Source organism: Xanthomonas sp. BRIP62415 (genome assembly GCF_003993515.1).
Taxonomy (GTDB): Bacteria; Pseudomonadota; Gammaproteobacteria; order Xanthomonadales; family Xanthomonadaceae; genus Xanthomonas; species Xanthomonas euroxanthea.
In genome coordinates this window covers 145024-168772 of sequence record NZ_QEZH01000012.1, presented here as the reverse complement: position 1 = coordinate 168772, position 23749 = coordinate 145024, and the positions used below count along the sequence as shown (strand labels likewise).

18 protein-coding genes, 1 pseudogene and 1 riboswitch are annotated in these 23749 nt (G+C 67.3%); of the genes and pseudogenes, 6 read left to right on the top strand and 13 right to left on the bottom strand.

The genetic code is table 11. From position 1 onward, the window contains the following. Positions 1-275 precede the first annotated feature (275 nt). The 5 genes from EO141_RS03195 to EO141_RS03175 form a co-directional block, all read right to left on the bottom strand. Entirely contained in the window at positions 276-2297 is a 2022-nt protein-coding gene (locus tag EO141_RS03195) for an alpha/beta fold hydrolase (RefSeq protein ID WP_127168525.1), read from the bottom strand. Beyond that, positions 2294-3331, bottom strand: a complete 1038-nt coding sequence (locus EO141_RS03190; RefSeq protein WP_127168524.1) for a DUF4105 domain-containing protein — start codon at positions 3329-3331, stop codon at positions 2294-2296. Before EO141_RS03190 ends, EO141_RS03195 begins: the two co-directional genes overlap by 4 nt. Then, positions 3328-3900, bottom strand: coding sequence for a TetR/AcrR family transcriptional regulator (locus EO141_RS03185; RefSeq protein WP_102583939.1), 573 nt, complete (start codon positions 3898-3900; stop codon positions 3328-3330). The genes EO141_RS03190 and EO141_RS03185 overlap by 4 nt, the downstream gene beginning before the upstream one ends. A gap of 131 nt (positions 3901-4031) precedes the next feature. Then, the gene (gene ppc, locus EO141_RS03180) at positions 4032-6746 is read right to left on the bottom strand and encodes a phosphoenolpyruvate carboxylase (RefSeq protein WP_119130748.1); all 2715 of its coding nucleotides are present in this window, start codon (positions 6744-6746) and stop codon (positions 4032-4034) included. A 443-nt stretch (positions 6747-7189) separates the two neighbouring features. Continuing rightward, positions 7190-9718 carry a prolyl oligopeptidase family serine peptidase gene (locus tag EO141_RS03175; protein ID WP_127168523.1) on the bottom strand — a complete coding sequence of 843 codons (2529 nt, stop codon included), beginning with the start codon at positions 9716-9718 and terminating at the stop codon, positions 7190-7192. 123 nt (positions 9719-9841) lie between these two features. Then, positions 9842-9956, top strand: a riboswitch (S-adenosyl-L-homocysteine riboswitch). A gap of 31 nt (positions 9957-9987) precedes the next feature. Between EO141_RS03175 and ahcY the strand changes: the two genes are divergently transcribed. Further along, positions 9988-11430 carry an adenosylhomocysteinase gene (gene ahcY / locus EO141_RS03170; RefSeq protein WP_127168522.1) on the top strand — a complete coding sequence of 481 codons (1443 nt, stop codon included), beginning with the start codon at positions 9988-9990 and terminating at the stop codon, positions 11428-11430. 232 nt (positions 11431-11662) lie between these two features. On the opposite strand, the gene EO141_RS03165 is transcribed toward ahcY, so the two are convergent. Together EO141_RS03165 and EO141_RS03160 are read right to left on the bottom strand one after the other, a co-directional pair. Then, positions 11663-12220: a DUF3228 family protein gene (locus EO141_RS03165; RefSeq protein WP_127168521.1), complete on the bottom strand. Its 558-nt coding sequence runs from the start codon at positions 12218-12220 to the stop codon at positions 11663-11665. Between the two features lie 58 nt (positions 12221-12278). Continuing rightward, positions 12279-12824 (bottom strand): DUF2058 domain-containing protein, encoded by a 546-nt coding sequence (locus EO141_RS03160; protein WP_127168520.1) that lies wholly within the window; start codon positions 12822-12824, stop codon positions 12279-12281. Positions 12825-13208: 384 nt separating this feature from the next. Between EO141_RS03160 and EO141_RS03155 the strand changes: the two genes are divergently transcribed. Together EO141_RS03155 and EO141_RS21615 are read left to right on the top strand one after the other, a co-directional pair. After that, positions 13209-14579 (top strand): alpha-amylase family protein, encoded by a 1371-nt coding sequence (locus EO141_RS03155; protein ID WP_206514777.1) that lies wholly within the window; start codon positions 13209-13211, stop codon positions 14577-14579. Between the two features lie 415 nt (positions 14580-14994). Further along, entirely contained in the window at positions 14995-16665 is a 1671-nt protein-coding gene (locus EO141_RS21615) for a histidine phosphatase family protein (protein WP_241236615.1), read from the top strand. A gap of 138 nt (positions 16666-16803) precedes the next feature. Here EO141_RS21615 and EO141_RS03140 read toward each other — a convergent pair whose 3' ends face one another. Continuing rightward, positions 16804-17739: a Gfo/Idh/MocA family oxidoreductase gene (locus EO141_RS03140; RefSeq protein ID WP_127168518.1), complete on the bottom strand. Its 936-nt coding sequence runs from the start codon at positions 17737-17739 to the stop codon at positions 16804-16806. 220 nt (positions 17740-17959) lie between these two features. Between EO141_RS03140 and EO141_RS21885 the strand changes: the two are divergent. Further along, a pseudogene (locus tag EO141_RS21885) lies at positions 17960-18070 on the top strand (VOC family protein); the annotation flags it as partial. A gap of 134 nt (positions 18071-18204) precedes the next feature. Here EO141_RS21885 and EO141_RS03130 read toward each other — a convergent pair. Both EO141_RS03130 and EO141_RS03125 read right to left on the bottom strand, forming a co-directional pair. Beyond that, positions 18205-19182 (bottom strand): NAD(P)H-quinone oxidoreductase, encoded by a 978-nt coding sequence (locus EO141_RS03130; protein WP_127168516.1) that lies wholly within the window; start codon positions 19180-19182, stop codon positions 18205-18207. A 327-nt stretch (positions 19183-19509) separates the two neighbouring features. Beyond that, positions 19510-19746 (bottom strand): hypothetical protein, encoded by a 237-nt coding sequence (locus tag EO141_RS03125; protein WP_104649680.1) that lies wholly within the window; start codon positions 19744-19746, stop codon positions 19510-19512. A gap of 213 nt (positions 19747-19959) precedes the next feature. Between EO141_RS03125 and metF the strand changes: the two genes are divergently transcribed. Together metF and EO141_RS03115 are read left to right on the top strand one after the other, a co-directional pair. After that, positions 19960-20787 carry a methylenetetrahydrofolate reductase [NAD(P)H] gene (gene metF, locus EO141_RS03120; protein WP_126970534.1) on the top strand — a complete coding sequence of 276 codons (828 nt, stop codon included), beginning with the start codon at positions 19960-19962 and terminating at the stop codon, positions 20785-20787. A gap of 144 nt (positions 20788-20931) precedes the next feature. Further along, entirely contained in the window at positions 20932-21528 is a 597-nt protein-coding gene (locus EO141_RS03115; RefSeq protein WP_104584619.1) for a hypothetical protein, read from the top strand. Positions 21529-21646: 118 nt separating this feature from the next. Here EO141_RS03115 and EO141_RS03110 read toward each other — a convergent pair whose 3' ends face one another. From EO141_RS03110 to EO141_RS03100, 3 genes are all read right to left on the bottom strand, one after another. Further along, a complete protein-coding gene (locus EO141_RS03110) occupies positions 21647-22165 on the bottom strand; it encodes an AAA family ATPase (RefSeq protein ID WP_127168515.1) in 519 nt (172 codons plus the stop codon). Then, entirely contained in the window at positions 22162-23109 is a 948-nt protein-coding gene (locus EO141_RS03105; protein WP_104649683.1) for a Nudix family hydrolase, read from the bottom strand. Before EO141_RS03105 ends, EO141_RS03110 begins: the two co-directional genes overlap by 4 nt. A gap of 145 nt (positions 23110-23254) precedes the next feature. Further along, positions 23255-23623 carry a VOC family protein gene (locus EO141_RS03100; RefSeq protein WP_119129628.1) on the bottom strand — a complete coding sequence of 123 codons (369 nt, stop codon included), beginning with the start codon at positions 23621-23623 and terminating at the stop codon, positions 23255-23257. Positions 23624-23749 lie beyond the last annotated feature (126 nt).

The window sequence follows — 23749 nt, the reverse complement described above, 5'->3', positions numbered from 1 at the left end:
TGCCCGCGGGACCGGCCGCCTGCCGTTGGCCTTCGTCGCGGCCGCGGCCGGCCAATAGCAGGGGCACCCGGATCACTGCCGACCGCATCGTACGCATTGCCTCTTCCCTGCTTCAGGCGTCTTCGGGAAACCGCCTGATAGCACGGGCCAGATAAACAATGCGCTAGTGCGGGACGCGCATCGGATGGCAGGGCGCATTGTCGGCCGCTGGCAAATTCCACATCCGCAGTGCGTGCCCTGTAAGCCACGCCTTCCGGCAGTGCGCTGCAGCGCGATCAGAATGTCGCGGGCGTTGCGGCCGCTGGCTTGCCCTGCGCATCCGTTGCGCCCACCGCCTCGGAGCGCAATTGCTCGTGCAGGATGCGGCGGATCTCCAGAATCGCCTGCGGCGTTTCCTGCACGCTGTGCCAGGAGGTCACCACCAGTTCGGACTCGGCACCGTCCAGGTGCGCGCTGCGATACGGCACCAGGCCATCGTCGGAGTCGGCCAGCGGCACCTGCGGTTTCTCGCGCCCGACAATGGTGTGGTAATGCACCTGCGGGGAAATCGGCAGGTCCATGCTGGCGCGCACGAACGGATCGGTATCGCGCAGGTTGTCGATGCTGGTCGGCGGCAGCAGGCGCCGCTTGCGGCGCGGGTCGCCCCCCTGCCCGCCACGCTCGCTGCTGGCCAGGTCCTGAAACACATCGCCGAAGCGATCCAGCAAGGCGATCGGCAAACGCACCAGGCGGCCGACGAAACGCCCCAGCCCACCCTCGGCCAGGGGCGTGCCGCGATGCGGCGCGGCGATGAAGATAGCGCGGTCGATCTGCGGCATTGGCGAAAAATGCAGCAGCGGCGACAACTTCGCGCGGATGCGTGCGCCGCGCTCGCCGTCCAGGCGGTAGTTTTCCAGCAGGGAATTCCACAGGCGCTCGCCGGAGGAGGACACCAGCAGGCGGCCGATCACCCCGCCCATGCTGTGGCCGATCAACACCATGTCCTGCGATGCGAGCGCCGTGCCGGCCGGATCGAAGTGCTGCAGGCTGCGCTCCACCAGGGCCTGGATTTCGGCGCGGTTGACCGCCACCGGCGCACTGGTGGGGTAGTACACCTGCCAGATCTGGTAGCGCTGGCGCAGCGCTTCATCGCCCATCACTTCGTTGGCGACATTGACCCAGGCTTCCGGGCTGCTGGCCAGCCCGTGCAGCATCAGCAGCACGCGCCGGTCCGGGTCGTAGGGCTGCATCAGATACAGATGCGGGCGGTCGATGCCGCGCGCGCGGCCCAGCATCGACCGCAGCGACTGCGCGGCAAACCCGGACCTGGCCAGCCACAGCCCATAGGCGGCGGTGAAATTGGCCGCCAGCGGCACGCGCTGGCCATGCAGCACCACCTCGTTCTGGCGATAGGGGTCGTAGGGCACCACGGTGGCGGCATGGCCACGCAGCACCGCATCCAGCGTCTGTCCATCGAAACGCAGCAGCAGCGTTGCCGGTGCGTACGGCATCTCGCTGAAGGTCGGCAGCGGACGCTCCGGTGCTGCGACGGTGGCGGTTGGTTGCAAGGCCAGCCCGGCCGGATCGCCGACCACTTGCGGGTCCACCTCGGCCACCAGTTCGGCCCCGAAGCCGTCGCGTCGATACGTGCTGCGCAGTCCATCGAAGCGCAACGCCGAGGCGGCGAAGATCGCGCGCGGCGTGTTGCCACCGCCCGGCAAGCGATACGCAGACATGTCGATCCTGACCTGCCAGCGCCCCAGGGTGGTGGGTTCGCGCTCGGTCTGGCCGGTCTGCTGCGCGCGCGCGAACAGGCGTTCGATCACCTGCTGCACCGCATAGTTGTAGTAGTCGCGTACCTGCGTCTGGCGATTCTCGAACGCACGCGCACTGGGCGCCCGATCGGTGAAGAACAGGTAGGCGTAGGCATGCCGCGCCGCTTCCAGCCAGGCGTCGACTGCCGCATCGCTCATCGTTGCCGGGTCGCGCCCGCCCAGGGCAATCGCCTGCGCCGTCCATAGCTCGGCCTGCGTCGCCAGCCGGCGCTCGTTGCCGATGCCTGCGACCGTGGTGAGCTGCTGCAGGCAGGGCAGCGGGTCGCTGCGGCAGGCCTTGGGCTGCAGACCGGCCACCTGCACCGTCTCGCTGCTGGCCTGGCTCAATGCGCCGGTACTGAGCACATCGCCGCGCGTGCGCGCGATGTAGTCGCCGCTGCTGTGCGATTGCACCGTGACCATCGCGCAGCCGCTCAGCCACAGGCTCGCCAGCAGTCCTGCCAGCACGGCAGCGGCGCGGCATCCACGCAGGCGCGGCGTCATCGCACTGCGCTTCCGGCTGGTGCTGGTGCTGGCGCCTGCGGCATGCCGGCACGGATGCGCTCGGAGAAATCCGCGGCCTTGTCGGCGGCGATCGCACGTGCGGTGAAATGTCCGCGCTGCTTCAGGGTGGCGAAGTCGTAGCCGGGCATCAGCCCATCGTGATCGTAGGCGTATTCGTCGACGTAGCCGGACAGCAACAGGCGATGATCCAGCGGCAAGGTGGGCTGCAACTGGCGCGCCAACGCAAACACGATCGTGGTGCAGTTGCTGGTGAGCGTGTTGTAGAACGCCGGCGCGCGATTCAGGTCGTTGGCCAGGCCCACGTAGCCCATGAACATGCGGCGCAGCCCGGCCTTGGGAAGCGCCAGCCGGTACAGGTACATGTCCTCGCCGCGCACGTTGGTGCGCACGCGCAGGATGTCGCGCTCGTCGGCGGCCACCAGGGTTTCTTCGAAACTGCGGAAGAACCCGCCCAATGCCGAGAACGATTCGCCACGCTCCTTGCGGATTTCCAGCGAGAACACCACATGCGAGCCGTCGTCGAAACCGAACGACACCAACGTGTGCGCGATCGCCGGGCCCATCCAGTACGACAGCGCCAGATCGGCACTGACCAGGCGATCCAGGTCGTACTGGCGGGTTTCCCAGCGCGGCTGGTAGTCGGTTTCGCCATGCCAGTCGAAATTGCGCACGTTGTGCAGCGTGACGATGTTGCCGTGCACCTCCGGCTGCAGGCGCTGGGCGACATCGTCGGCCCAGTCGCGCTCCTGGCTGGGCTGCATCATCCACCACGACAGCGCCAGCACCGCGAAGGCGGCACTGAAGATGCCCACCAAGGCCCAGTTCTCGCGGCCACGCCGCAACCCCCACAACGCCGCGATTGCCATCGCGCACCACGAGCCCACCCACGCCGCGCGCACGAACGCATTGCCGGTCAGCGCGAAGTAGATCGCCAGCCCGCCCCAGAGCGCGGCCAGCACCAGCGCCCCCCGCAGCGCCCAGCGCCCGATGCGCGAACGCGTGGCCGGTTTCATCGGGTGCCGCCTTCCGGCACCTGCATGCCCAGTGCGTGCATCAACAAGTCGGCCGAGCGATGGGCAAGCCGTTTGCGTTCGGATTCGTCGTTGCCACGCAGGCAGCTGCCGAGCATGTCGATCACCAGCAGCAGTTGCTCGTCATCGACATCGGCACGGCACAGGCCGGCGTCGCGGGCGCGGTGCACGAACGGCAGGAAGATGCGCACCACACGCCGGTCGGCCGCGTCCACGGCCGGGTGCGCGCGTTCGATCGAACGCCAGAAATCCACCAGCGGCGCGGACTGGGCGATGTGCTCGGCCACATCGTGCAGCAGCACGGCCAGCCCGTCCGGGCGCTCGGCCAGATCGGCGGCCAGCCGTTCCAGGCCATCCAGGCCACGGGTCATCAGCGCCGTCATCAGCGCGAGCCGGTCGGGGAAATTGCGGTACAGCGTGGCGCGGCCAAGGCCGGCACGCTCGACCACCAGTTCCAGCGGGGCGTTGACGCCGTGTTCGCTGAACACTTCGTCGGCGGCATCGAGTATCTGCCGGCGGCGCAGCGCGGCATCAGGGCGGGAAGTCGTCATCGCGGCATTATCGGACAGATTTGTCCGGTAACACCAGAGTCCGCTTCACCAATCTGCGCCCTCTCCGACCAACGGTCTGCTCCGGCAGCCTGCTCCGGCAGCCGCCTCCGACGGCCGGAGCAGCGAACGGATCAGCCGGTGTTCTGCACGCCTTGCGAGACACCGTTGACGCAGGCCACCAGCGCGCGCAGCAATTCGTCGTCTTCGCCATCGGTGGCGCGCCAGCGCTGCAGCAGGTCCACCTGCAGCACGCTGATCGGGTCGATGTAGGGGTTGCGCAGGCGGATCGACAAGGCCAGCCGCGGGTCGTGCTGCAGCAGCGACTGCTGGCCGGTCAACGCCTTCACCCAGCCCTTGGTCAGCGCCAGCTCGGCGCCGATGCCCGGGAAGAACCGCGCATGCAGGTCGCCCGACAAGCGCGAAAACAGCTCGGCGATGGTGAGGTCGCCCTTGGACAGCACCATCGCCACGTCGTCGAGGAAGGTGCGGAAGAATGGCCAGTCCTGCGCCATCTCGCGCAAGGTCTCCTCGTGCCCCGCATCCACTGCCGCCTGCAGGCCGCTGCCCACGCCGTACCAGCCCGGGATCACCGCACGCGCCTGGCTCCAGGCGAACACCCACGGAATCGCGCGCAGGTTGGACAAGGCCGCGTCCTGGCCGAGCCGGCGCGACGGACGCGAGCCCAGCGTCATGCGTTCGATCACATCGATCGGCGTGGCCAGGCGGAAGTACTGCATGAAATCCGGCGCGCCGACGAAGGCGCGATACGCCACGGTGCTGCGCTCGGCGACCAGATCCATCACCGGGCGCCAGCGCTCCTCGCGCGGCTCGGGCGCACGCGGACGCAGGCTGGACAGCAGCACCGCGCCGGTCATCTGTTCCAGCGAGCGCAGCGCCAGGGCACGGATGCCGTACTTGCGATGGATCACCTCGCCCTGCTCGGTCACGCGCAGCCGGCCATCGACACTGCCGCGCGGCGCGGCATCCAGCGCGCGGCTGGTCTTGCCGCCGCCACGCGCGATCGAACCACCGCGGCCGTGGAAGAAGGTCAGCCGCACGCCGAGTTCGGCGGCAGCCTCCAGCAGTTCGACCTGCGCGCGTTGCAGCCCCCAACGCGAGGCGGTGATGCCGCCGTCCTTGCCGCTGTCCGAATACCCCAGCATCACCATCTGCGTATCGCCGCGCGCAGCCAGGTGCTGGCGGTAGACCGGGTCGGCGAGCAGGTCCTGCACGGTGCCGGTGCCGCCGCGCAGATCGTCCACGGTTTCGAACAGCGGCACGATATCCAGCGGCACCGTGCCGGCGTCATCGACCAGGCCGCCGCGCCGTGCCAGCGCCAGCACGGTCAGCACGTCGGCGCGGTTGTGCGCCATCGAGATGATGTAGCTGCCCAGCGCATCGGCGCCATGGCGGCTGCGCGCGTCGGCGAGCGCGGCGAACACCGCATCCAGCCGCGCATTGCCTTCGTCATCCACGCGCGGCAATGCCTGTTCGCCGGAGGCATACGGACCGAGCAATGCGGCGCGCTGGGTGGCGTCCTGTTCGTCCCAGTCTGCCTGACCCAATGCGTCGGCCACCGCGCGCGCATGCACGCTTGATTCCTGGCGCACGTCCAGACGCGCCAGGTGGAAGCCGAAGCTGCGCACGCGCCACAACAGGCGGCGCACCGCGAACCAACCGGCGTGCAGGCCCTTGTTGGCCTGCAGGCTGTCCAGGATCAATTGCAGATCGTGCTCCAGCTCGGACGGGCTGGTATAGGCGCCCTCGGCATCGTCCAGCGTGGCCTGCAGGCGCGCGCGCATCAGATCGTTGAGCAGCCGGTACGGCATGTCGCCATGGCGCGGACGCGAGCGTGCGGCGTCTTCCGGCAACAACGCGCGGTAGCGCTGCAGTTGCTCGCTCAACGCCGGGCTCACCGCCACCAGCGTGGTCGACTGGCTGAGCAGGCTGGCCAGTTGCCAGAGTTCCTTCTGATAGCGGTCCAGCACCGCACGCCGTTGCGCATCCAGCGTGCCGGCAATGGTGGTGGCATCCACATTGGGGTTGCCATCCATGTCGCCGCCGACCCAGGTGCCGAAGCGCAGCAGCCGCGGCAGGGTCGGCACGCTGCCGTAGGTCTCTTCGATGGCGTGTTCGAGGGTTTCGTACATCACCGGCACCACGCGGTAGAGCACCTGGGTGAGGTAGAACCCCACATGCTCGCGCTCGTCCTCCACGGTGGGACGCACCGGCGAGGAGTCGGCGGTCTGCCAGGAGGCGGTCAGGGCCATGCGGAAGCGCGCCGCGTCGGTGGCGCGCTCGTTGGGCGTGCGCATGCCGTCCAGGTTGTCGACCAGGCTGGCGACCATCAACTGCTCTTTTTCCAGCAGCGCGCGGCGCACCGCTTCGGTGGGATGGGCGGTGAACACAGGCTCCACGTCGATGCGCGGCAACCACGCGCTGAGTTCGTCCAGGCTCACGCCCTGCGCCTTGAGCCGACGCAATGCATCGTGCAGGCCATCGGGCTGCGGCGTGTCGGTGCCGCTGCGCTGGTATTCGCGGCGGCGGCGGATGCGGTGCACGCGCTCGGCGATGTTGACCACCTGGAAATAGGTACTGAAGGCACGCACCAGCGCCTCGGCCTGGCGCGGTTCACGCCCGGCCAGTTGCGCGCTCAGCGTGGACGGCGGCGCATCGCCCTCGCGCCGCGCGATCGCGGTGGTGCGGACGCGTTCGACTTCCTCGAGGAATTCCGCAGAGACCTGCTCGGCGAGCAGGTCACCGACCAGGGCGCCGAGCCGACGCACATCGTCGCGCAAGGGCAGGTCGGGGGTAGCGAACACAAGACTGCTGCGGTACTCGTTCATCGGAAACGCACACCCTCTCAAGCGCAAAGTCGTCGAAGACTAACCCAAAAGGATTAGATGATCGCGACCGGCACGACGGTTTCATCATCAACCATCGTGTGCCAGCGCTTTGTCCGATGACTCTCGTAGGAGCGCGCTGGCGCGCGATAGGGCTTTCCCGGTAATGCCCATCGCGGGCAAGCCCGCTCCTGCGAGGTGGGGCTGTCCGGGTAACGCCCATCGCGGACAAGCCGCGCCTGCGGGGTGGGGTTGTCCTGGTCATGCCCCGTCGCGCCCGGGTGCGCTCCTACGGGTGACCGCGGCAATCGCGTGGGCGGCGCAGCGATGCGTCCCGGGACGCGCAGACCGCATCCACGTAGGAGCGCACCCGGGCGCGACGACGCTTCACCGGTAACCCCGCATCGCGCGCAAGCGCGCTCCTGCCGGTGCCGGCCCACCATCGATCAACGCGTACGCGTCGCGCCGGTCTCCTTCACCGGTTCGCCGAGATGGGTCTTCAACCACTGCTCGCTCTCGGCCAGCATCTGCAGGATCGACTGCCGTGCGCGATACGCATGCGATTCGTTGGGCAGCAGTACCAGCCGCGCGGTACCACCCAGACCCTTGATCGCGGCGAACATGCGCTCGCTCTGGATCGGGAAGGTGCCGGTGTTGTTGTCGTCCTGGCCGTGGATCAGCAGCAGCGGGTCCTTGATCCTGTCGGCGTAGTTGAACGGCGACATCGCCTGGTACACCGATTGCGCCTGCCAGTAGTTGCGCTCCTCGGCCTGGAAGCCGAACGGCGTCAGCGAGCGGTTGTAGGCCCCGCTGCGCGCGATGCCGGCCTTGAACAGCCGCGTGTGCGCAAGCAGGTTGGCGGTCATGAAGGCGCCATAGGAATGCCCGCTGATGGCGATGTGTTCGCGGTCGGTGACCCCGCGCCGCACCACTTCGTCCACCGCGGCCTGCGCATCGGCGACCAACTGCGGCACGTAGGTGTCGTTGGGCTCGGCATCGCCCTCGCCGACGATCGGCATGGTCGGGTTGTTGAGCACCACATAGCCGATCGCCAGGAACGCCTGCGGGCCCCAGTAGCTGATCGCGTTGAAACGGTACGGCGAGTCGGTGACCTGGCTGGCGGTATCGGCACTCTTGAACTCGCCCGGGTAGGCCCACATCAGCAGCGGCCGCGGGCCGTCGCGCTTGGGGTCGTAACCGGGCGGCAGCAGCAGCGTGGCGGTGAGGTCCACGCCATCGGCGCGCTTGTAGCGGATCTGCTCCTTCTGCACGCCGCGCAACTGCGGCAGCGGGTGGGCGAAATGCGTCAACGCCCGCGGTGCAGGCGCTGCGTCGCCCAACGTCTGCACGACGTAGTTGGCCGGCTCCTCGGGCGATTCGCGGCTGAGCAGCAACTGCGTGCCCTGCGCGTCCAGCAACGCCAGCGGCGCGGAATAGCTCGGCGCCTGCGAATGGAACAGACGCGTGGCACGCTTGCTGCGCAGATCGAAGCGATCCACGAACGGGCGATCACCTTCCGGCGAAGCGCCCTTGCCGAGCAGGAACAGGTTGTTGCCGTCGGCACCGGTCTGCAGCAGCGTGCGGCCCTTGCCGTCGGCCACGGTCGCCGGCGTGCCGGGATCGTTGTAGCGGTCCTGCGAGGAGCGGTCCCAGAGCAATTCGGGTGCGCGCTGTGGCTGGTCCGGTGCGATGCGCCACTGTTTGGTGCGGCGGGTCTTCCACCAGCTTTCGCTGAGGATGGCCAGATCGCCGCGGCCCCACTGGATGCCTTCATACCGGCTACCCAACCGTGCCAGCGTCACCGGCGCGCGCGCGAACGGCGCGGCCTGCATCAGCACCGCATCGCGGACCGTGCTCGCGCGGGCCGGATCACCGCCGTCCTGCGCCTCGGCCCAGACCAGCGTGGCCGGCGCATCGGCGCGCCAGGCGATATCGCGCACGCCGGTGGGCACCGCGTCGTTGCCGGTCGGCAGGCCTTCGACCAACGGCAGCTGGGCGATCTGGCGCACCAGCTTGCCCTGCAGGTCCAGCACCTCGATGCGGCGGGCGAAATTGTCCACCGGCACCACGTATGAAAACGGCCGTTCGGCGCGTTCGCTCAGGAGGTAGCGGCCATCCGGCGATACCGACAGGTTGAGATAGATGCCGGGCGTGGCGATCGGGCGCACCTGCCCGGTCACGCCGACGATGATGGGCTGGCCGGTGGCGTAGTACTCGAACACGCGCGCGTCGGCCTCGTTGCGCAGCAGGTCCTGGTAGGTCGGCAGCGAGCGCACGCCGGCCGCGGCACTGGTCTGCTGGATCGCCGGGCCGTCCGGGGTCGCGTCGCGCGCCGGTGGCGTGCCCTGCCCGGCCACCTGCTGTTGCAGCAGCAGGCCGCTGCCATCGGGCAACCAGTGCAAGGCGTCGTCGACGCTGGTGTTCAAGCCGGCGACCAGGCGCCTGGCCTGCCCGGCCGCCACGTCCACCAGCCACAGTTCGTTGGCCCCGCTGGCCGCGTCCTCGCGGCGGAACGCCAGATAACGCTGATCCGGCGACCAGCTCACCGTAGCCAGCGCCAACGGCGTCGGCAGACCGGTGATCTGCCGCTCGCTGCCATCGGCCACCGACAGCAGCCACAGCTTGTCGGCAAAGGCAAACCGGCTGCTGGCAACCGTTTTGGGATGGATGCGCAGGCCGGCCAGCTTGAGCTCGGGCTGGGCCACTTCGGCGATGTCCGGCAATGCAGGCAACTGCACCATCGCGCCCAGGTCGCGTTTGGGCGACAGGTGCAGCAGCGGTGCGCGCGGGGCATCCACCACCGCCTGCAGCGCCTTGGAGGGCAGCTGGTAGCCGGTGCTTGCCGCCGCGGCGGGCTGGGCGGCCGGTGCGACGGCTGCCGCTGCAGCCAGTGGTGTTGCGCTCAGCGCCAGCGCGCCGACCAGGACCCATCGCTGCCGCCGCCTGCCGTGCCGTGCATCGGGTATCGCCTGCATTGTCCATCCCCAGTGTCGATCGACTCCGGACCATAGCAGCCGCCCGCGCACCGCTCCCCCTGCCGTTGGTTGGGTGCACACCAATTCATGCCGGAGGGGGGTGCTGCCGATATAATCGATGCTCTCGTCGAGGGGCGCTGCGACCGGTATGGCGGACTGATCTGCCTACTGCACCACAGGTGCAGGAAACTACGGCCAGGCTCGACCAGCATTCATCGTTCAACGGCGCCCGGAACTGCAGACATTTGTTTGCCTACCGGAGCTATTGCATGAACGCTGTCGCAAAAACCGTCGCGCAGACGGACTACAAGATCGCCGATCTTTCCCTGGCCGATTGGGGCCGCAAGGAACTGGACATCGCCGAGCACGAGATGCCGGGCCTGATGTCGATCCGCCGCAAGCATGCGCAGACCAAGCCGCTGCAGGATGTGCGCATCACCGGCTCGCTGCACATGACCATCCAGACCGCGGTGCTGATCGAAACGCTCAAGGACATCGGTGCCAACGTGCGCTGGGCCTCGTGCAACATCTTCTCCACGCAGGACCACGCGGCCGCCGCGATCGCCGCCTCCGGCACGCCGGTGTTCGCCTGGAAGGGCGAGACGCTGGAAGAGTACTGGGACTGCACCCTGGACGCGCTGACCTTCACCCTGCCCGACGGCACCCAGACCGGCCCGGAGCTGGTGGTGGACGACGGCGGCGACGTCACCCTGCTGATCCACAAGGGCTATGAGCTCGAAAACGGCAGCACCTGGGTCGACGAGCCGGCCTCCTCGCACGAGGAAGGCGTGATCAAGGCGCTGCTCAAGCGCGTGGCCGTCGAGCGTCCGGGTTACTGGACCCGCGTGGTCAAGGACTGGAAGGGCGTCTCCGAAGAGACCACCACCGGCGTGCACCGTCTGTACCAGATCGCCGAAGCCGGCAAGCTGCTGATCCCGGCCATCAACGTCAACGACTCCGTCACCAAGAGCAAGTTCGACAACCTCTACGGCTGCCGCGAGTCGCTGGCCGATGGCCTCAAGCGCGCGATGGACGTGATGCTGGCCGGCAAGGTTGCGGTGGTCTGCGGCTATGGCGACGTCGGCAAGGGCAGTGCCGCCTCGCTGCGTGCCTACGGTGCCCGCGTGATCGTCACCGAGATCGACCCGATCTGCGCCTTGCAGGCGTCGATGGAAGGCTTCGAGGTCAACACCATCGAATCCACCCTGGGCCGCGGTGACATCTATGTCACCACCACCGGCAACAAGGACATCATCACCGTCGAGCACCTGCAGGCGATGAAGGACCAGGCCATCGTCTGCAACATCGGCCACTTCGACAACGAGATCCAGGTCGATGCGCTGAATGCGTTGAAGGGCGTGGAGAAGATCAACATCAAGCCGCAGGTCGACAAGTACGTGTTCGCCAACGGCAACGCGATCTTCCTGCTGGCCGACGGCCGCCTAGTCAACCTGGGCTGCGCCACCGGCCACCCGAGCTTTGTGATGTCCAACTCGTTCGCCAACCAGACCCTGGCGCAGATCGACCTGTGGGAAAAGCGCGACAGCTACGAGAAGAAGGTCTACATCCTGCCCAAGCACCTGGACGAAGAAGTGGCACGTCTGCACCTGGAAAAGATCGGCGTCAAGCTGACCACCCTGACCAAGGACCAGGCCGAGTACCTCGGCGTGGACGTGGCCGGCCCGTACAAGCCGGATCATTACCGCTACTGATCAGCCGGGCGGTTGATTGCCCGGATGTCACCGCTTGAACAGAACGGGCGCCGCAAGGCGCCCGTTTTCTTTGCAGGATGCCGGATGGTGATGGCCATGCGTGGAAGCGGCCCCACACGGCGATCGACCTCCGCTCGCCGCATGCGGCGACATCGACAGGCCCGAGTTAAGCAGCAGCGCCCTTTTCCCTGCCGCGCGAAAAATCGCACGATGCGCTGCAGCTGGCGGCCTGCTACGGCCGCCAGTTCGCATTGCGTTCCCAGAACGCAACGCTGCGCCAGTACGCATCGCGGTCCAGTGCCACACCGGAGCCGCCCTCGTCCACGCCCAGTGCGTTGCGCAGCATGGTGATGGGCGCCATCGGAATTTCTTCCGGCTCGGTGGTGTAGAGGCAACCGACCACGCCCCAATCGGCGTCGATCGGCGCGCCTTCCCTGGCCAGTTGATCGCGGCTGTAGAGGATCGGCAGCAAGTACGTCGCCACCGGCGGCTCCACACCTTCGAACCAACGCACCAGCACCGGCAACTCCTGCGTGCTGCGTGCCTCATAGCCGGAACGCAACTGATGGCGGTTGTCGTCGGTAATCGGCGCAGTGAGGCAGCGCGTCAAGGTCCAGTTGCGGTGCACATGCAGCTGGCAGAACGGCGCATAGCCTGCGATCACGCGCACCGGCGTTTCTTCGTTGAGCCGCTGGATGAACTGCTCGGGCGTGCAATCCTGGATGGCGTTGCGACGACCATCGCGGGGAAACAGACGGGTGCGGGCAAACGGTGTGAGAACGATGGACATGAGCGTGGTCGGATGGCGAAGGACGCCAGGGTAGCCTGCCGCCCTGCGGCGCGACCACTTACCAGATCAGATCGTCCGGTACCTTGAACTGGCTGTAGTAGTCGTCGTCGCTGTCCGGCGGCGCTGGCGTGCTGCTACGGCCATGATCCAGCACCACAGCGTCCGCATCGCGGCTGTAGACCTTGTCGGCAGCGGCGCGCGGAATCAGCTCGAAGCCATCGCCATGCCGCACGATCACCAGCGCGCCGCTGGCCAGCTGGCTGCGGAGCGCAGTGTTGACCAGCACGCTGCGGATGACGCTGCCGTCGTTGAAGCGGTAGTCGATCTCGCCCTCACGCTTGATCTTGTTGGTCTCCACGATCTGCCGGACCTGGGCCAGCAGTTCCTGCCGCCGCAGCTGCACCTTGCGCTCCTCGGCCAGTGCGCGATCACGCTCGGCGCGCTCGGCCTGCAGGCGCGCTGCATCCACCTTGTCGGCATCTGCGGGCAATGCCGCCCCGCCCTTGGCATGACGTTGCTTGACCTGCTCACGCGCCACCTTGTCCACCTGGGCCTTCTTGACCAGCCCGGCCTTGAGCAGTTGTTCTTGCAATGGATTACGCATGGGAAGGATCGGCAATGAACTGGCCGCTAGTTTAGCGCGCCCGGCACCCGGCTTCCGCGAGCTCCCGGCCGAAACCAAGCGCGGCGCCGCTCGCCGCTGCGCTGCATTGTGCGACCGGCCACCCTGTTGCCGCCGAACGCCGTGCGCAGTTCCGCGGTCCATTGCATTGAATACGTATGCACAACACCGATGCTGCGTCGCGATGCACGCTTAGCATCACCGCGCGCTGCACGCCGTGCGCGCGCTCTCCGGAACAGGGGCCGGAGGCCTTGCCGCGGGCAGCGTGATGCACACGCCGGCCTGCGCCTACCACTGGAGAACCACCCGATGCGCACCACACCTGCCCACTCTCCAACCTCGGCCCTGCAGCGCGGCGCCCGCGCATTGCTCACCGCGCTGGCCTTGCTGCTGGTGACAGCCAACGTCCAGGCCGATGTCATCCTGCATGCCTTCAACTGGCCGTATGCCACCGTGGAAGCGCGCGCCAGGCAGATTGCCGATGCCGGGTATCGCAAGGTCCTGGTTGCGCCGGCGTACCGTTCCGAAGGCAGCGCCTGGTGGGCGCGCTACCAGCCGCAGGACATCCGCCTGATCGACAACCCGCTCGGCGACACCATCGCCTTCAGGCGCATGGTGCAGGCATTGGCCAACAACGGCGTGGAAACCTATGCCGATGTCGTGCTCAACCACATGGCCAACGAGGCGGCGACACGTTCGGACCTCAATTACCCCGGCAGCGCCGTGCTCGCGCAATATGCTGCAGATCCGGGCCGTTACGATACGTTGCGCCTGTTCGGCACCCTGCAATCGAACTTCCTGAGCGCCAGCGATTTCGGCCCTGCGCAGTGCATCACCAACTACAACGACGCCTATCAGGTGCGCAATTACCGTATCTGCGGCGGCGGCAGCGATCCGGGCCTGCCGGATCTGCTCGGCAATGAGTGGGTGGTGCAACAACAGCGCGCCTATCTGCAGGCACTCAAGGGCCTGGGCGTTACCGGCTTCCGGGTCGACGCGGCTAAGCACATGTCCTTCGACCACCTCAACCGCGTGTTCGATGCCGGCATCCGCTCCGGCGTGTACGTGTTTGGCGAAGTCATCACCGGCGGCGGCACCGGTAACGGCGATTACGATCAATTCCTGGCACCGTATCTGCAATCCACACCGCATGCGGCCTACGACTTCCCGCTGTTCAACGCGGTCCGCAATGCATTCGGCATTGGCGCGAGCCTGCAGCAGTTGGTGGATCCGGCATCCACCGGGCAGGCCTTGCCAGGCAATCGCGCGGTGACCTTCGCCGTCACCCACGACATCCCCAACAATGCCGGCTTCCGTTACGCCATCCTCGACCCGGTCGATGAGACGCTGGCGTACGCGTATCTGATCGGCCGCAACGGTGGCATGCCGATGATCTACACCGACAACAACGAAAGCGGCGACAACCGCTGGGTCAACGCCTACCAACGCGAGGATCTGCGTCGCATGATCGGCTTCCACAACGGCATGCAGGGCACCGACATGCAGGTGCTGTCGTCCAGCGCCTGCCATATCCTGTTCCGTCGTGGCAGCCTGGGCATCGTTGGCATCAACAAGTGCGGCAATCCGGTCACCACCACGGTGGGCATGAACAACAGCGTGTTGTACTGGAATGCCGACTACACCGATGCGCTGGGCTCCGGCAACGTGGTCCGCATCACCGGCAGCTCCCACACCTTTACGCTGCCGGCGCGTGGCGCGCGCATGTGGCGTCGCTGAGCGATCGCCACGGTTGTTGAATCGGCCGCACGCAGGTGACCGTTGACCGGGCAGGTAAGCATTCGCACTCCTGTGCAGCACCGCGTCACCAGCCGCTCGATACGCGGCCTGCGCCGCAGCATGCGCGCGCAGGCTGCGTGCTTTCAGGCACCCGCATGCGGCCATGGCGGGCAGTCGTGCCGCGGCTGCCGCTTTGTATCCAGTGGCCATCAACACAAACTTGGACAGGCGCTGAACCAAACCGGCACGGAGAGTCCGTTGATGCAACGAATCCTGCTGCGCCCCGGACCTATGTGGCAGCCCGATGCACGCCGTTGTCGCCTGCAGGCAGGCGTGCCGAGTGCAGCGAAGGGCGTTGCCCGGTCATCGGACAACGTTCTCGACCGCCGAACAATCGAGCAACCGGAGCAAGCCGATGCCTCTGTACTTCGTCCGCCATGGCGAGTCGCTCGCCAACGAGCAGAACTATTTTGCCGGTGCGCAGGATTCGCCGCTGACGCCACTGGGCCGCCGACAGGCTCGGCAGGCAGCCGACTTCGTTCGACAACGCGGGCTGCGTTTCGACCAGGTGCATGTCTCGACGCTCGAACGCGCCCAGGCCACCGCGGCGATCATCCTGGAAGGCGCCCCTGATGCTCCGCAGGTGCTGTACAGCGATGCGCTGAAGGAGCGCGACTTCGGCATTTTCGCCGGCAAGAACAAGACGCTGATCAAGAAGTCGATCGGCCATGGCCTCTTCGATGCCTGTTTTCATGATGCCGATGGTGCACCGCCTGACGGCGAGCACTGGATGGACATGTACGCGCGTTGCAAGCACTACTACGACACGGTGCTGGCACCGCTGGACCGCCAGGGCAAGCAGGTGCTGGTGGTGGCGCACAAGTACATCGTCGAAGTGTTCGCATTGATCGCCTCGGGCCTGCCGCCCGCCGAGTACATCGACTTCCGGCTGCCCAACTCGCGCCCGTTGTCGTGGGAGGAGCTCAAGCGCATGACCGCGCGCAGTTCCTCGCGTCTGAACTACCTGGGCGAGCAGACCGAAATCCATTTGCTGCAATGGATGCTGATCGCCGCCGTGGCCGGCTTTGCGCTGTCGTGCATGGGCCTCGCACTACCGCATGGCCTGATCTCCACCATCATCGTGGCGCTGCTGGCGGTGAATGCGTTCTTCCTGTCGGTCCGTATCGAACCGGGTGCGTTGCGCCTGACCGGAGGACCGGAGAACCTCGCATTGAGCGTGGTCAGTGCGGCACGCGCCGGGCTGGCCATGGTGCTGCTCACGCAGTCGCATAACGAATGGGTGCATGTCCTCGGCTTGCTGCTGATCGTGCCACCAGCGCTGTCGGTGCCCACCTTCTCGCTTGCGCGCGGCGGCGATTATTTCTTTGCGGCGCGCTACACGCTGGTGCTGTCGATCGTGCTGCCGGTTGCATTGCTGTTGCTGTTCCTGGATCACCACGAAGTGCTGGGCAATGCGCATGCACTGGAACGCTTCTTCGTGGTGTTGCTGATCGCGCTGGCGGCGCCGTCCCTGCTGGCACAGGGCTGGCGACGTGCGCGGCCGATCGCAGCCGGCAAACTGGCCACCAACTGGGGCTGGGCGGGCTCGCTGACGATGGTGCCGCTGGCCTTGCTGGTGGGGCTGCAAGCGGGTGGCAGGCCGTTGGCAGACGCCCTGCGGCATGGGGGTTGGCAGGCATGGGCCGCCTTGCTGCTGCCGTTTGCGCTGCTGCTGGCCTGCCGCCTGGGCAGCGCAGCGTATCTGTCCGCCTACCAGCGCGTGACGGACAAGGGCGTATCCGCGGCGATCGCCTCGGACATCCACCTGCTGCAGACCTCGCCGAACATCTTCCTGTGGCTGAGCCTGTTGCTGCCCGGCACGTTCGCACATGCACCCACGCTGGTTGCCGGCACGCTGCTGGGCTTTTTCGCCTTTGCGCTACTGGACGAGACATGGGTGGTACGGCGCTTCCGTGCGCAGATCACTCCCGCACTGCGCCAGCACGCTGCGCGCACTGCGACGCGTGCCAGGCCGCTGGATGCGAGCGGCGTGGCAGCTGGCACCGTGGCGCTGGACAGCAGGTAGGCGCGCAGGCACCAGGCACATCGCTGCATGCGCCTGGTGCCGTGTCATTGCCCGGGTCGTCGAGACCTCAGTCGGGGTGTTGCGCACAGCGCACTTCCATTCCACGCCATGCTGGAACGCGAGCGATACCGCGCCGACTTACCAGGCAAACGGCGCGGTGACCTTGCGCGCGCCGAGCATGAACGCATCGGCCACATGCACGAACGGGGTGACGTCCACCTCCGACTCGCCGGCACGCACCAACTGCACGAAACGGCGGTACAAACCGTCGTACTCGCCGGCCGCCTCCACTGGCTGCGGCTGGCCATTGATGCTCAGCCTGGCGCCGCCCTCGCTGAGCATGAGCAGGCCATCGGTGGTGTCCACTTCGATATCCCAGCGCTGATGGCCGGTCTGCAGGAAGTCGAATTCTGCCGTCACCGGCACACCGGCGGTATCGACAAAGCCGAGCCTGGCGTACAGCGGTGCCTGACGGTTCTCCGGTGTGTGCAGCTCTGCCTGGCGCAGCGCGAAGGGGCGCGGCAACAGATGCGTGACGATGGACAGCGCGTTGATGCCGGGATCGAACACGCCCATGCCGCCCGGCTCCAGAATCCAGTCCTGGCCCGGATGCCAATGGCGGATGTCTTCCTTCCAGGTGATATGCGCGCGCAGGATCTGCTTGTCGGTCAGCCACGCCCGCGCAGGCGCCACTGCGGCGGCGCAGCGCGAATGCCAGCTGGTGAACAGGCTGCGTTGCGCGCGCTGCGCCAATGCGCGCAGGTCGTCGATCTCGGCCAGGGTGGCGGCCGGGGGTTTTTCCAGGAACACATGGCGCCCGGCAGCCAGCGCGGCCTGTGCCTGCGCATGCCGCCCCACCGGTGGCGTGCACAGCGCGACCGCTTCAATCTGTGGATGCGCAGCGAAGGCCTCTTCCAGGGTGTGATAGGCCGGCACGCCGTCGACCGTGCCATGCCGGCTCACGGTGGCCACTAGTTGCACATCGGCGCGCGCGGCGATGGTGGGCACGTGCTGGTCGCGGGCGATCTTGCCGATGCCGACAAGGGCAATGCGCAATGCGTCTGGATGCTTCATCGAAACCTTCGGGCTGATGGTGAAGTGGCGGGACCCGCGATCGCCCGTTTCAGGCGCTTGTACACGGACACTGCAGCAGCGGCGCGATGCACAAGCGCACGCAACGGCGCAGTGTACGGTCAGGCCGCGGTTCGCTGCGAGACATCGCTCCTGCTTGTTTTGCTATACCTGCGGCGCCCGGTGGCCGTGCAAGGGCGGCCATTGCGGCAACAAGCGCAGCTGCAACGGCGCACCCGGCCTGCGACCGGGTTACGGCGACGATTACTACGCCGCGTTCGTCATCGATCCGGATGGGCACCACCTCGAAGCGGTGGTCGACACGCCTGCATGATCTGCCGTGGCAGCCACGCCGACTGCAGACAGCTGCCTGGACGCGCATGGCGATGCGCTGGCCGGCAACCTCACGCTGCGACGGTCCGCGCCACCTGCCCGACACGCACGCGTCAGGCAGGCCGCCGCATGCACTCACATCTCCAGCACGACCTTGCCCAGGTGGCTGCCCTGCTCCAGATAGCGGTGCGCTGCAGCGGCTTCGCTGAGCGGGAAGCGCTTGTCGAGCAGCACGCGCAGCTTGCCCTGCGCGATCCACGGCCACACCACGCGCTCCACTTCCGCAGCCAGGCGCGCCTTCTCGTCGGCACTGCGCGGGCGCAGCGTCGAGCCGGTGAGGATGGCCTGCTTGCGCATCAGCAACGGAATCGGTACCTCGATGGTCGAGCCGGCCTGCGAGGCGATGTAGACGATACGTCCGCGCGGATTGAGCGCCTCCAGGGTGTCGGCGAATACTGCAGCGCCCACCATGTCCAGCGACACATCCACCCCGCCGTGCGCCTTGGCCACGGTGAAAAAGGATTCGGTGGTGGAGTCGATCGCCACATCGGCGCCCAGCTCGCGTGCCTGCGCCGCCTTGCCCGCCGAACGCGCGGTGGCCAGCACATGCGCACCGGCGGCCTTGGCCATCTGGATCGCCGTCACCCCGATCCCGGAGGTGGCGCCGTGCAGCAGCAGCCATTCCCCGGCGGCGAGCCGGCCATGCTCGAACAGGTTGGCGTACGCGGTAAAGACGGTTTCCGGCAGCGCCGCGGCATGCGCCATCTCCATGCCGGCCGGAATCGGCAGCACATGCCGCGCATCGACCGCTGCGTATTGCGCGTAACCGCCACCGCCCAGCAGTGCACATACCCGATCACCCACCTTCCAGCGGCCGGCCGGCTCCACGATCTCCCCGGCGATTTCCAGCCCGAGCGTCTGCGGTGCGCCGGGCGGCGGCGGATAGTGGCCGGCACGCTGGAGCAGATCGGGACGATTGATGCCGGCCGCATGCACGCGGATCAGCACCTGCCCCGGCGCGGGGCGGGGACGCGGCTGCTCGTCGGGGTAAAGCGCATCCGCATCGCCCTTGCCATCGCGGATGGCGATTGCGGTCATCGTGGTATCGCTCATGCGCAGCACTCCGTAGAAAGTGCGCCCAGTGTAGGGATCCCTGCGTCAAGGCATGGCGCACGCCCGGTCGCCACACCTCACCCACGCGCGGCGTGACCCCACTCTCAACCAACGCAGGGCGAGCGACTACGCGATGGCCGGCGCACGCGTTGAAGCGGTGCTGCAACGGACGCACGCCACCGCACTGATGCCAGTCCGGGTGCGCCTCTATGCGGCAATCGCCCGCAGGCCCGCAGACCGGGCCGTCATTCCGTTGCCGGCAAGCGCATCGCAAGACCACACCGCATCAGCACGCGCGCCTGCATTGCAGACGCACGTGGCAACGCATCACTGCGCGCTGGGCGCGGCGTCCTGGTCGATGTACTGGCGAATCGCCTCGAACACCTTGGAGGTGCCGTCATCCTGATCCGACGGCAGGCGGGCGGCGAAGTCCCTCAGCAACTTGTCGCCATCCACGCCGGGTTGCTCGGCCAGGGCAAGCGCCAGATCACCGACGCTGCGTGCCAACGCAACCCAGATGCGGCCCAGCGATTCGGCGATGACATCCATTTGCTGTTCTTGCATGTCGCGCTCCGATCAAATGGCCTGGGGGACTGGAGCTTACCGTGTACGCCGCACCCCGGAGACTGGCGCCCGAAGCGGCCCCAACCCCTGTCGCACATGGCGCAGGCATGCACGAGTTCCCCGAGGCAGCCGCATCCAGGACACTCGCAACCAAATATGCATTCATCGCGATGAAGCGATATTATGCCGGCACGATCCGCCGGACCCGCCGCGATGACGCCTCTCAGTTTCGAGTTCTACCCGCCCAAGACCGACGACCAGCGCGCACAGCTGGACCGCACGGCGGCCAGGTTGAAGGGCTACGCGCCGGAGTACGTCTCGTGCACCTTCGGCGCCGGCGGCTCCACGCTCAGCTACACCTCCGAGACGGTGCGCCACCTCAAGCAGAAGCACGGTTTCGAGGCCGCCCCGCACCTGTCCTGCGTCGGCGGCAGCCGCCAGGAGATCCGCGAGCTGCTCAAGCTGTATCGCGCGATCGGCTGTACCCGCATCGTCGCCCTGCGCGGCGACCTGCCCTCGGGCATGGGCCATCCGGGCGACCTGCGCTATGCCTCGGACCTGATCGCCTTCATCCGCGCCGAGCATGGCGATGCGTTCCGGATCGAGGTCGGTGCGTATCCGGAAACCCATCCGCAGGCGACCGACGCACTGAGCGATCTGCGTTACTTCAAGGCCAAGGTGGATGCCGGTGCCGATGCCGCAATCACCCAGTATTTCTACAACGCCGATGCGTACTTTCATTTCCGCGACACGGTGCAGCGCATGGGCGTGGAGATCCCGATCATCCCCGGCATCATGCCGATCTCCAATTTCTCGCAGCTGCGGCGTTTTTCCGAGCAATGCGGCGCGGAAATTCCGCGCTGGATCGGCAAGAAGATGCAGTCCTTCGGCGACGATGCCGAGGCGGTGCGCGCCTTCGGTGCGGAAGTAGTGGCCACCGTGTGCGAGCGCCTGATCGCCGGTGGCGCGCCTGCGCTGCACTTCTACACGCTCAACCTGGCCAAGCCGACCACGCAGGTGCTGCAGCTGCTCGGGCGCTGAGCCACGCCAGCGATGCCATGCCGTTGCTGGCTGTCTGTGCGGGCACGGCACCGGCAGGCGCGCGTGATGCGCAAGCGCCGTACAGGCTACCGCTGTCTTGGCACGTTGCGCGCCGGCTCACGCACGGCCCGTTACGCTGCGTCGATGCCCCGCCTCCTGCTGCCGTTGCTGCTGCTGTCCTGCCTTTGCCCGGCCATGCGCGGGCAGGCGCAGGAGATCCGCCGCTGCGTGACAGCAGACGGGCAGACCATGTTCACCGACCGCCGCTGCGAAGATGTCGGCGCCGCGGCGCGCCCGCCGCCGGCCACGCGCACGCAGGGCACTACCGGCCTGTCTGGCTACGGCTGCCCGCGCCGGCTGAGCGAACTGGTGTCGTTGCTGCAACTGGCGGTGGACAGCCGCGACGTCAACCGGCTCTCCAGCCTGTACCTGTGGAGCGGCCAGTCCGACGCGGCCGCCAGCCAGGTACTGAGCCGGCTGGAAGCCATCGTGCAACGTCCGTTGCTGGATATCGTCCCGATGTACCCGCAACGCGATCCGCCGACCTGGCAAGCCGATGCGAACACGTCGGCGGCGGCTCCATCACTGGACGGCAGTGCGACCGACACCCCACTCCCGGCACCCCCGGGCCGCCCACGCCCCTGGGGCCTGCGCCTGGAGCAGAATCTCGCCAGCGGCACACCCGCGCGCAGCGTATTGCGGCTGCGTCGGCAGTACAACTGCTTCTGGGTGACGTTCTAGCGCAACGCCCGTCTTGACGGACGCCGGCGGATTGCAGTGGCGAAGTACCTGCGTCGGTAGAGCGTATCGGCTCCGAGAGTCCGTTGGACCCCATGCCTCAGGAGGTGAGGCCCGCAGGCTACGCGGCGAGCCGGTCCATGATCTGCCTAGCCGCCTGCTGCGGATTCAGCGCGGCGCTGTCGATCATCCAATGCGGCTCGGTCCACGCCACGTAGTCATGCGCGAGCACGGAGGACCAATCCGGCATGCGCAATCCGGGCACCTCGCTCTGCCGCGATTCCACGCGCTGCCGATGCATCTTGCGATCGCTGCACACTACTTCGATCTCCAACAGGCGGCTGCGTGTGCGGCGCGCCACATCACGCCACGCCTCACGGGTGACCGGCAGTGGGTTCACGCAATCGGCGACCACCACGTGACCCGGCCGCAGATTGGCCGCGGCAAGCGCATAGGCGGTCATGTAGCCGGCTGGTCCGACGTCGTTGGCCAGTGCACCACTTTCGCGCAGTGACTGCTCGATCGTATCGATACGCAAATAAAACGCAGTGCAGTGCGTCAGCAGCGCCTGGGCAATGGAACTCTTGCCGACGCCGGGCAATCCGCCGAACACCACCAAGGTCGCTGACGGCGCAGTCACTGCGGCCACAGCGCGCGAATCGCCGCGATGCCCTGCGCGCCATGCGCACGTGCCTCGCGCAGGTCGTCGACCTGCATGCCCCCGAGTGCGTAGATCGGCAAGGAGACCTGCTCGCGCAAGCGTTCGAACCCCTCCCATCCCAGGGGTGTCGCACCCGGATGCGATGCGGTCGCCTGCACCGGCCCCAGCACCGCGAAATCGCAGCCCAGACGCTGGGCGTGGCGCAGATCCTCCAACCCATGACACGAGGCGGCAACCGGCTGTTCGGCCGGCAACGGGCGCTCCTGCAGGCTGGCCAACTGCTCCGCGCCCAGGTGCACGCCGATGCCGAGTTCGCCGGCCAGTGCGATGTCGCGATTGAGCAGCAGCTGCGCGCGCGTACGGCCGCGCAGGCGCAGCACCTGTTGCAGCAAGGCCTGCCAGCGTGCCGGTTCGGCCTGCCGCGCACGTAGCTGGATGCGCGTGATGCCGTCCTGCAGTGCACGCTCCAGGCCTTCCAGCCACAGCGCGTCATCGTCCGGCTCGGGCGTGATCAGATAGCGGTCGGGCTGGCGCAGCACGCCGACCACCGGCACGTCGGCCGGCGGCATCGAATACCGGGTCAGCTTGTCCGCGGCCACCCAGGTCATTGCCTGGCCTTCGCGGCCGCGCGGGCTGCCCTTCCAGGCGGTGATGTGGCGCACTTCCAGGCGCAGCCGCTTGTCCGGGTACAGCTGCGGCACGTCCATCAACCACTCGCCGACCTGCGCCTCGATACCGAGCTCTTCGTTGAGTTCGCGCACCAGGGCCTGTTCGGAGGTTTCGCCGGGTTCGCGCTTGCCGCCCGGAAATTCCCACAGGCCGGGCATGTCGCGGGTCTCGGTGCGGCGGGTCAGCAGGATGCGGCCGCGGGCGTCGGTGATCACGCCGGCGACGACGTGGATGGATCTCAGAGAATCGGGCATGGGCACAAGAGTGCCGCGAGTGAGCGGTTCAGCGCAATCGCTTGAGGGCGGGGATTGGAGATTCGGGAATCGGGAATCGTTTGAAGCACGCACCATGCCCGCCTTTGCAACTCCCCATTCCCGATTCCCGATTCCCGATTCACGTCTACAGTGGATGGCCGATGCGCCAGAGCACTCCGCTGGGATCGTGCAGGGTGAAATCGCGTGCGCCCCATGGACGGTCTTCCGGCACGCTGCAGGTCACTGCGAACTGCGCGTCCAGGCCGGCATCGTGCACGTGCTGCCACCAGCTGTCGGCATCGTCCACCCACAGGTGCAGCATCAGGTTCTCGGCCAGCTCGCGCAGGTAGAAATCCTGCAGCAGGAACGCGCAATGCGTGCCATGCCGGAAGCAGGTCACATTGCCCACCTCGTCCTCCTGCACGAAGCCCAGCGCGCGATAGAACCGCTGCGACAGCGCGTAGTCGCGCGCAGGCACGAACACCTTCAGTTGCTGGCTCGACAGCTGCGACATGACGCACTCCCCCGCAGGACGTGGATCGAGCATACGCCCCGCAGTGTCGCAGGCGGAAAAGCCTGCGTGCAGCAGGCATGGTTGCCACCGGCGCGCGATGGACAAGCGTGGGGCGAACCGCGCCAA

Bases quoted from the DNA above. Each gene is read 5' to 3' on its own strand.
- EO141_RS03160 (WP_127168520.1), bottom strand. From the start codon at position 12,824: ATGCGTAATCCATTGCAAGAACAACTGCTCAAGGCCGGGCTGGTCAAG.
- EO141_RS03140 (WP_127168518.1), bottom strand. From the start codon at position 17,739: ATGAAGCATCCAGACGCATTGCGCATTGCCCTTGTCGGCATCGGCAAG.
- EO141_RS03185 (WP_102583939.1), bottom strand. From the start codon at position 3,900: ATGACGACTTCCCGCCCTGATGCCGCGCTGCGCCGCCGGCAGATACTC.
- EO141_RS03165 (WP_127168521.1), bottom strand. From the start codon at position 12,220: ATGTCCATCGTTCTCACACCGTTTGCCCGCACCCGTCTGTTTCCCCGC.
- ahcY (WP_127168522.1), top strand. From the start codon at position 9,988: ATGAACGCTGTCGCAAAAACCGTCGCGCAGACGGACTACAAGATCGCC.
- EO141_RS03195 (WP_127168525.1), bottom strand. From the start codon at position 2,297: ATGACGCCGCGCCTGCGTGGATGCCGCGCCGCTGCCGTGCTGGCAGGA.
- ppc (WP_119130748.1), bottom strand. From the start codon at position 6,746: ATGAACGAGTACCGCAGCAGTCTTGTGTTCGCTACCCCCGACCTGCCC.
- EO141_RS03105 (WP_104649683.1), bottom strand. From the start codon at position 23,109: ATGCCCGATTCTCTGAGATCCATCCACGTCGTCGCCGGCGTGATCACC.
- EO141_RS03125 (WP_104649680.1), bottom strand. From the start codon at position 19,746: ATGCAAGAACAGCAAATGGATGTCATCGCCGAATCGCTGGGCCGCATC.
- metF (WP_126970534.1), top strand. From the start codon at position 19,960: ATGACGCCTCTCAGTTTCGAGTTCTACCCGCCCAAGACCGACGACCAG.
- EO141_RS03115 (WP_104584619.1), top strand. From the start codon at position 20,932: ATGCCCCGCCTCCTGCTGCCGTTGCTGCTGCTGTCCTGCCTTTGCCCG.
- EO141_RS03100 (WP_119129628.1), bottom strand. From the start codon at position 23,623: ATGTCGCAGCTGTCGAGCCAGCAACTGAAGGTGTTCGTGCCTGCGCGC.
- EO141_RS03130 (WP_127168516.1), bottom strand. From the start codon at position 19,182: ATGAGCGATACCACGATGACCGCAATCGCCATCCGCGATGGCAAGGGC.
- EO141_RS03175 (WP_127168523.1), bottom strand. From the start codon at position 9,718: ATGCAGGCGATACCCGATGCACGGCACGGCAGGCGGCGGCAGCGATGG.
- EO141_RS03190 (WP_127168524.1), bottom strand. From the start codon at position 3,331: ATGAAACCGGCCACGCGTTCGCGCATCGGGCGCTGGGCGCTGCGGGGG.
- EO141_RS21615 (WP_241236615.1), top strand. From the start codon at position 14,995: ATGCCTCTGTACTTCGTCCGCCATGGCGAGTCGCTCGCCAACGAGCAG.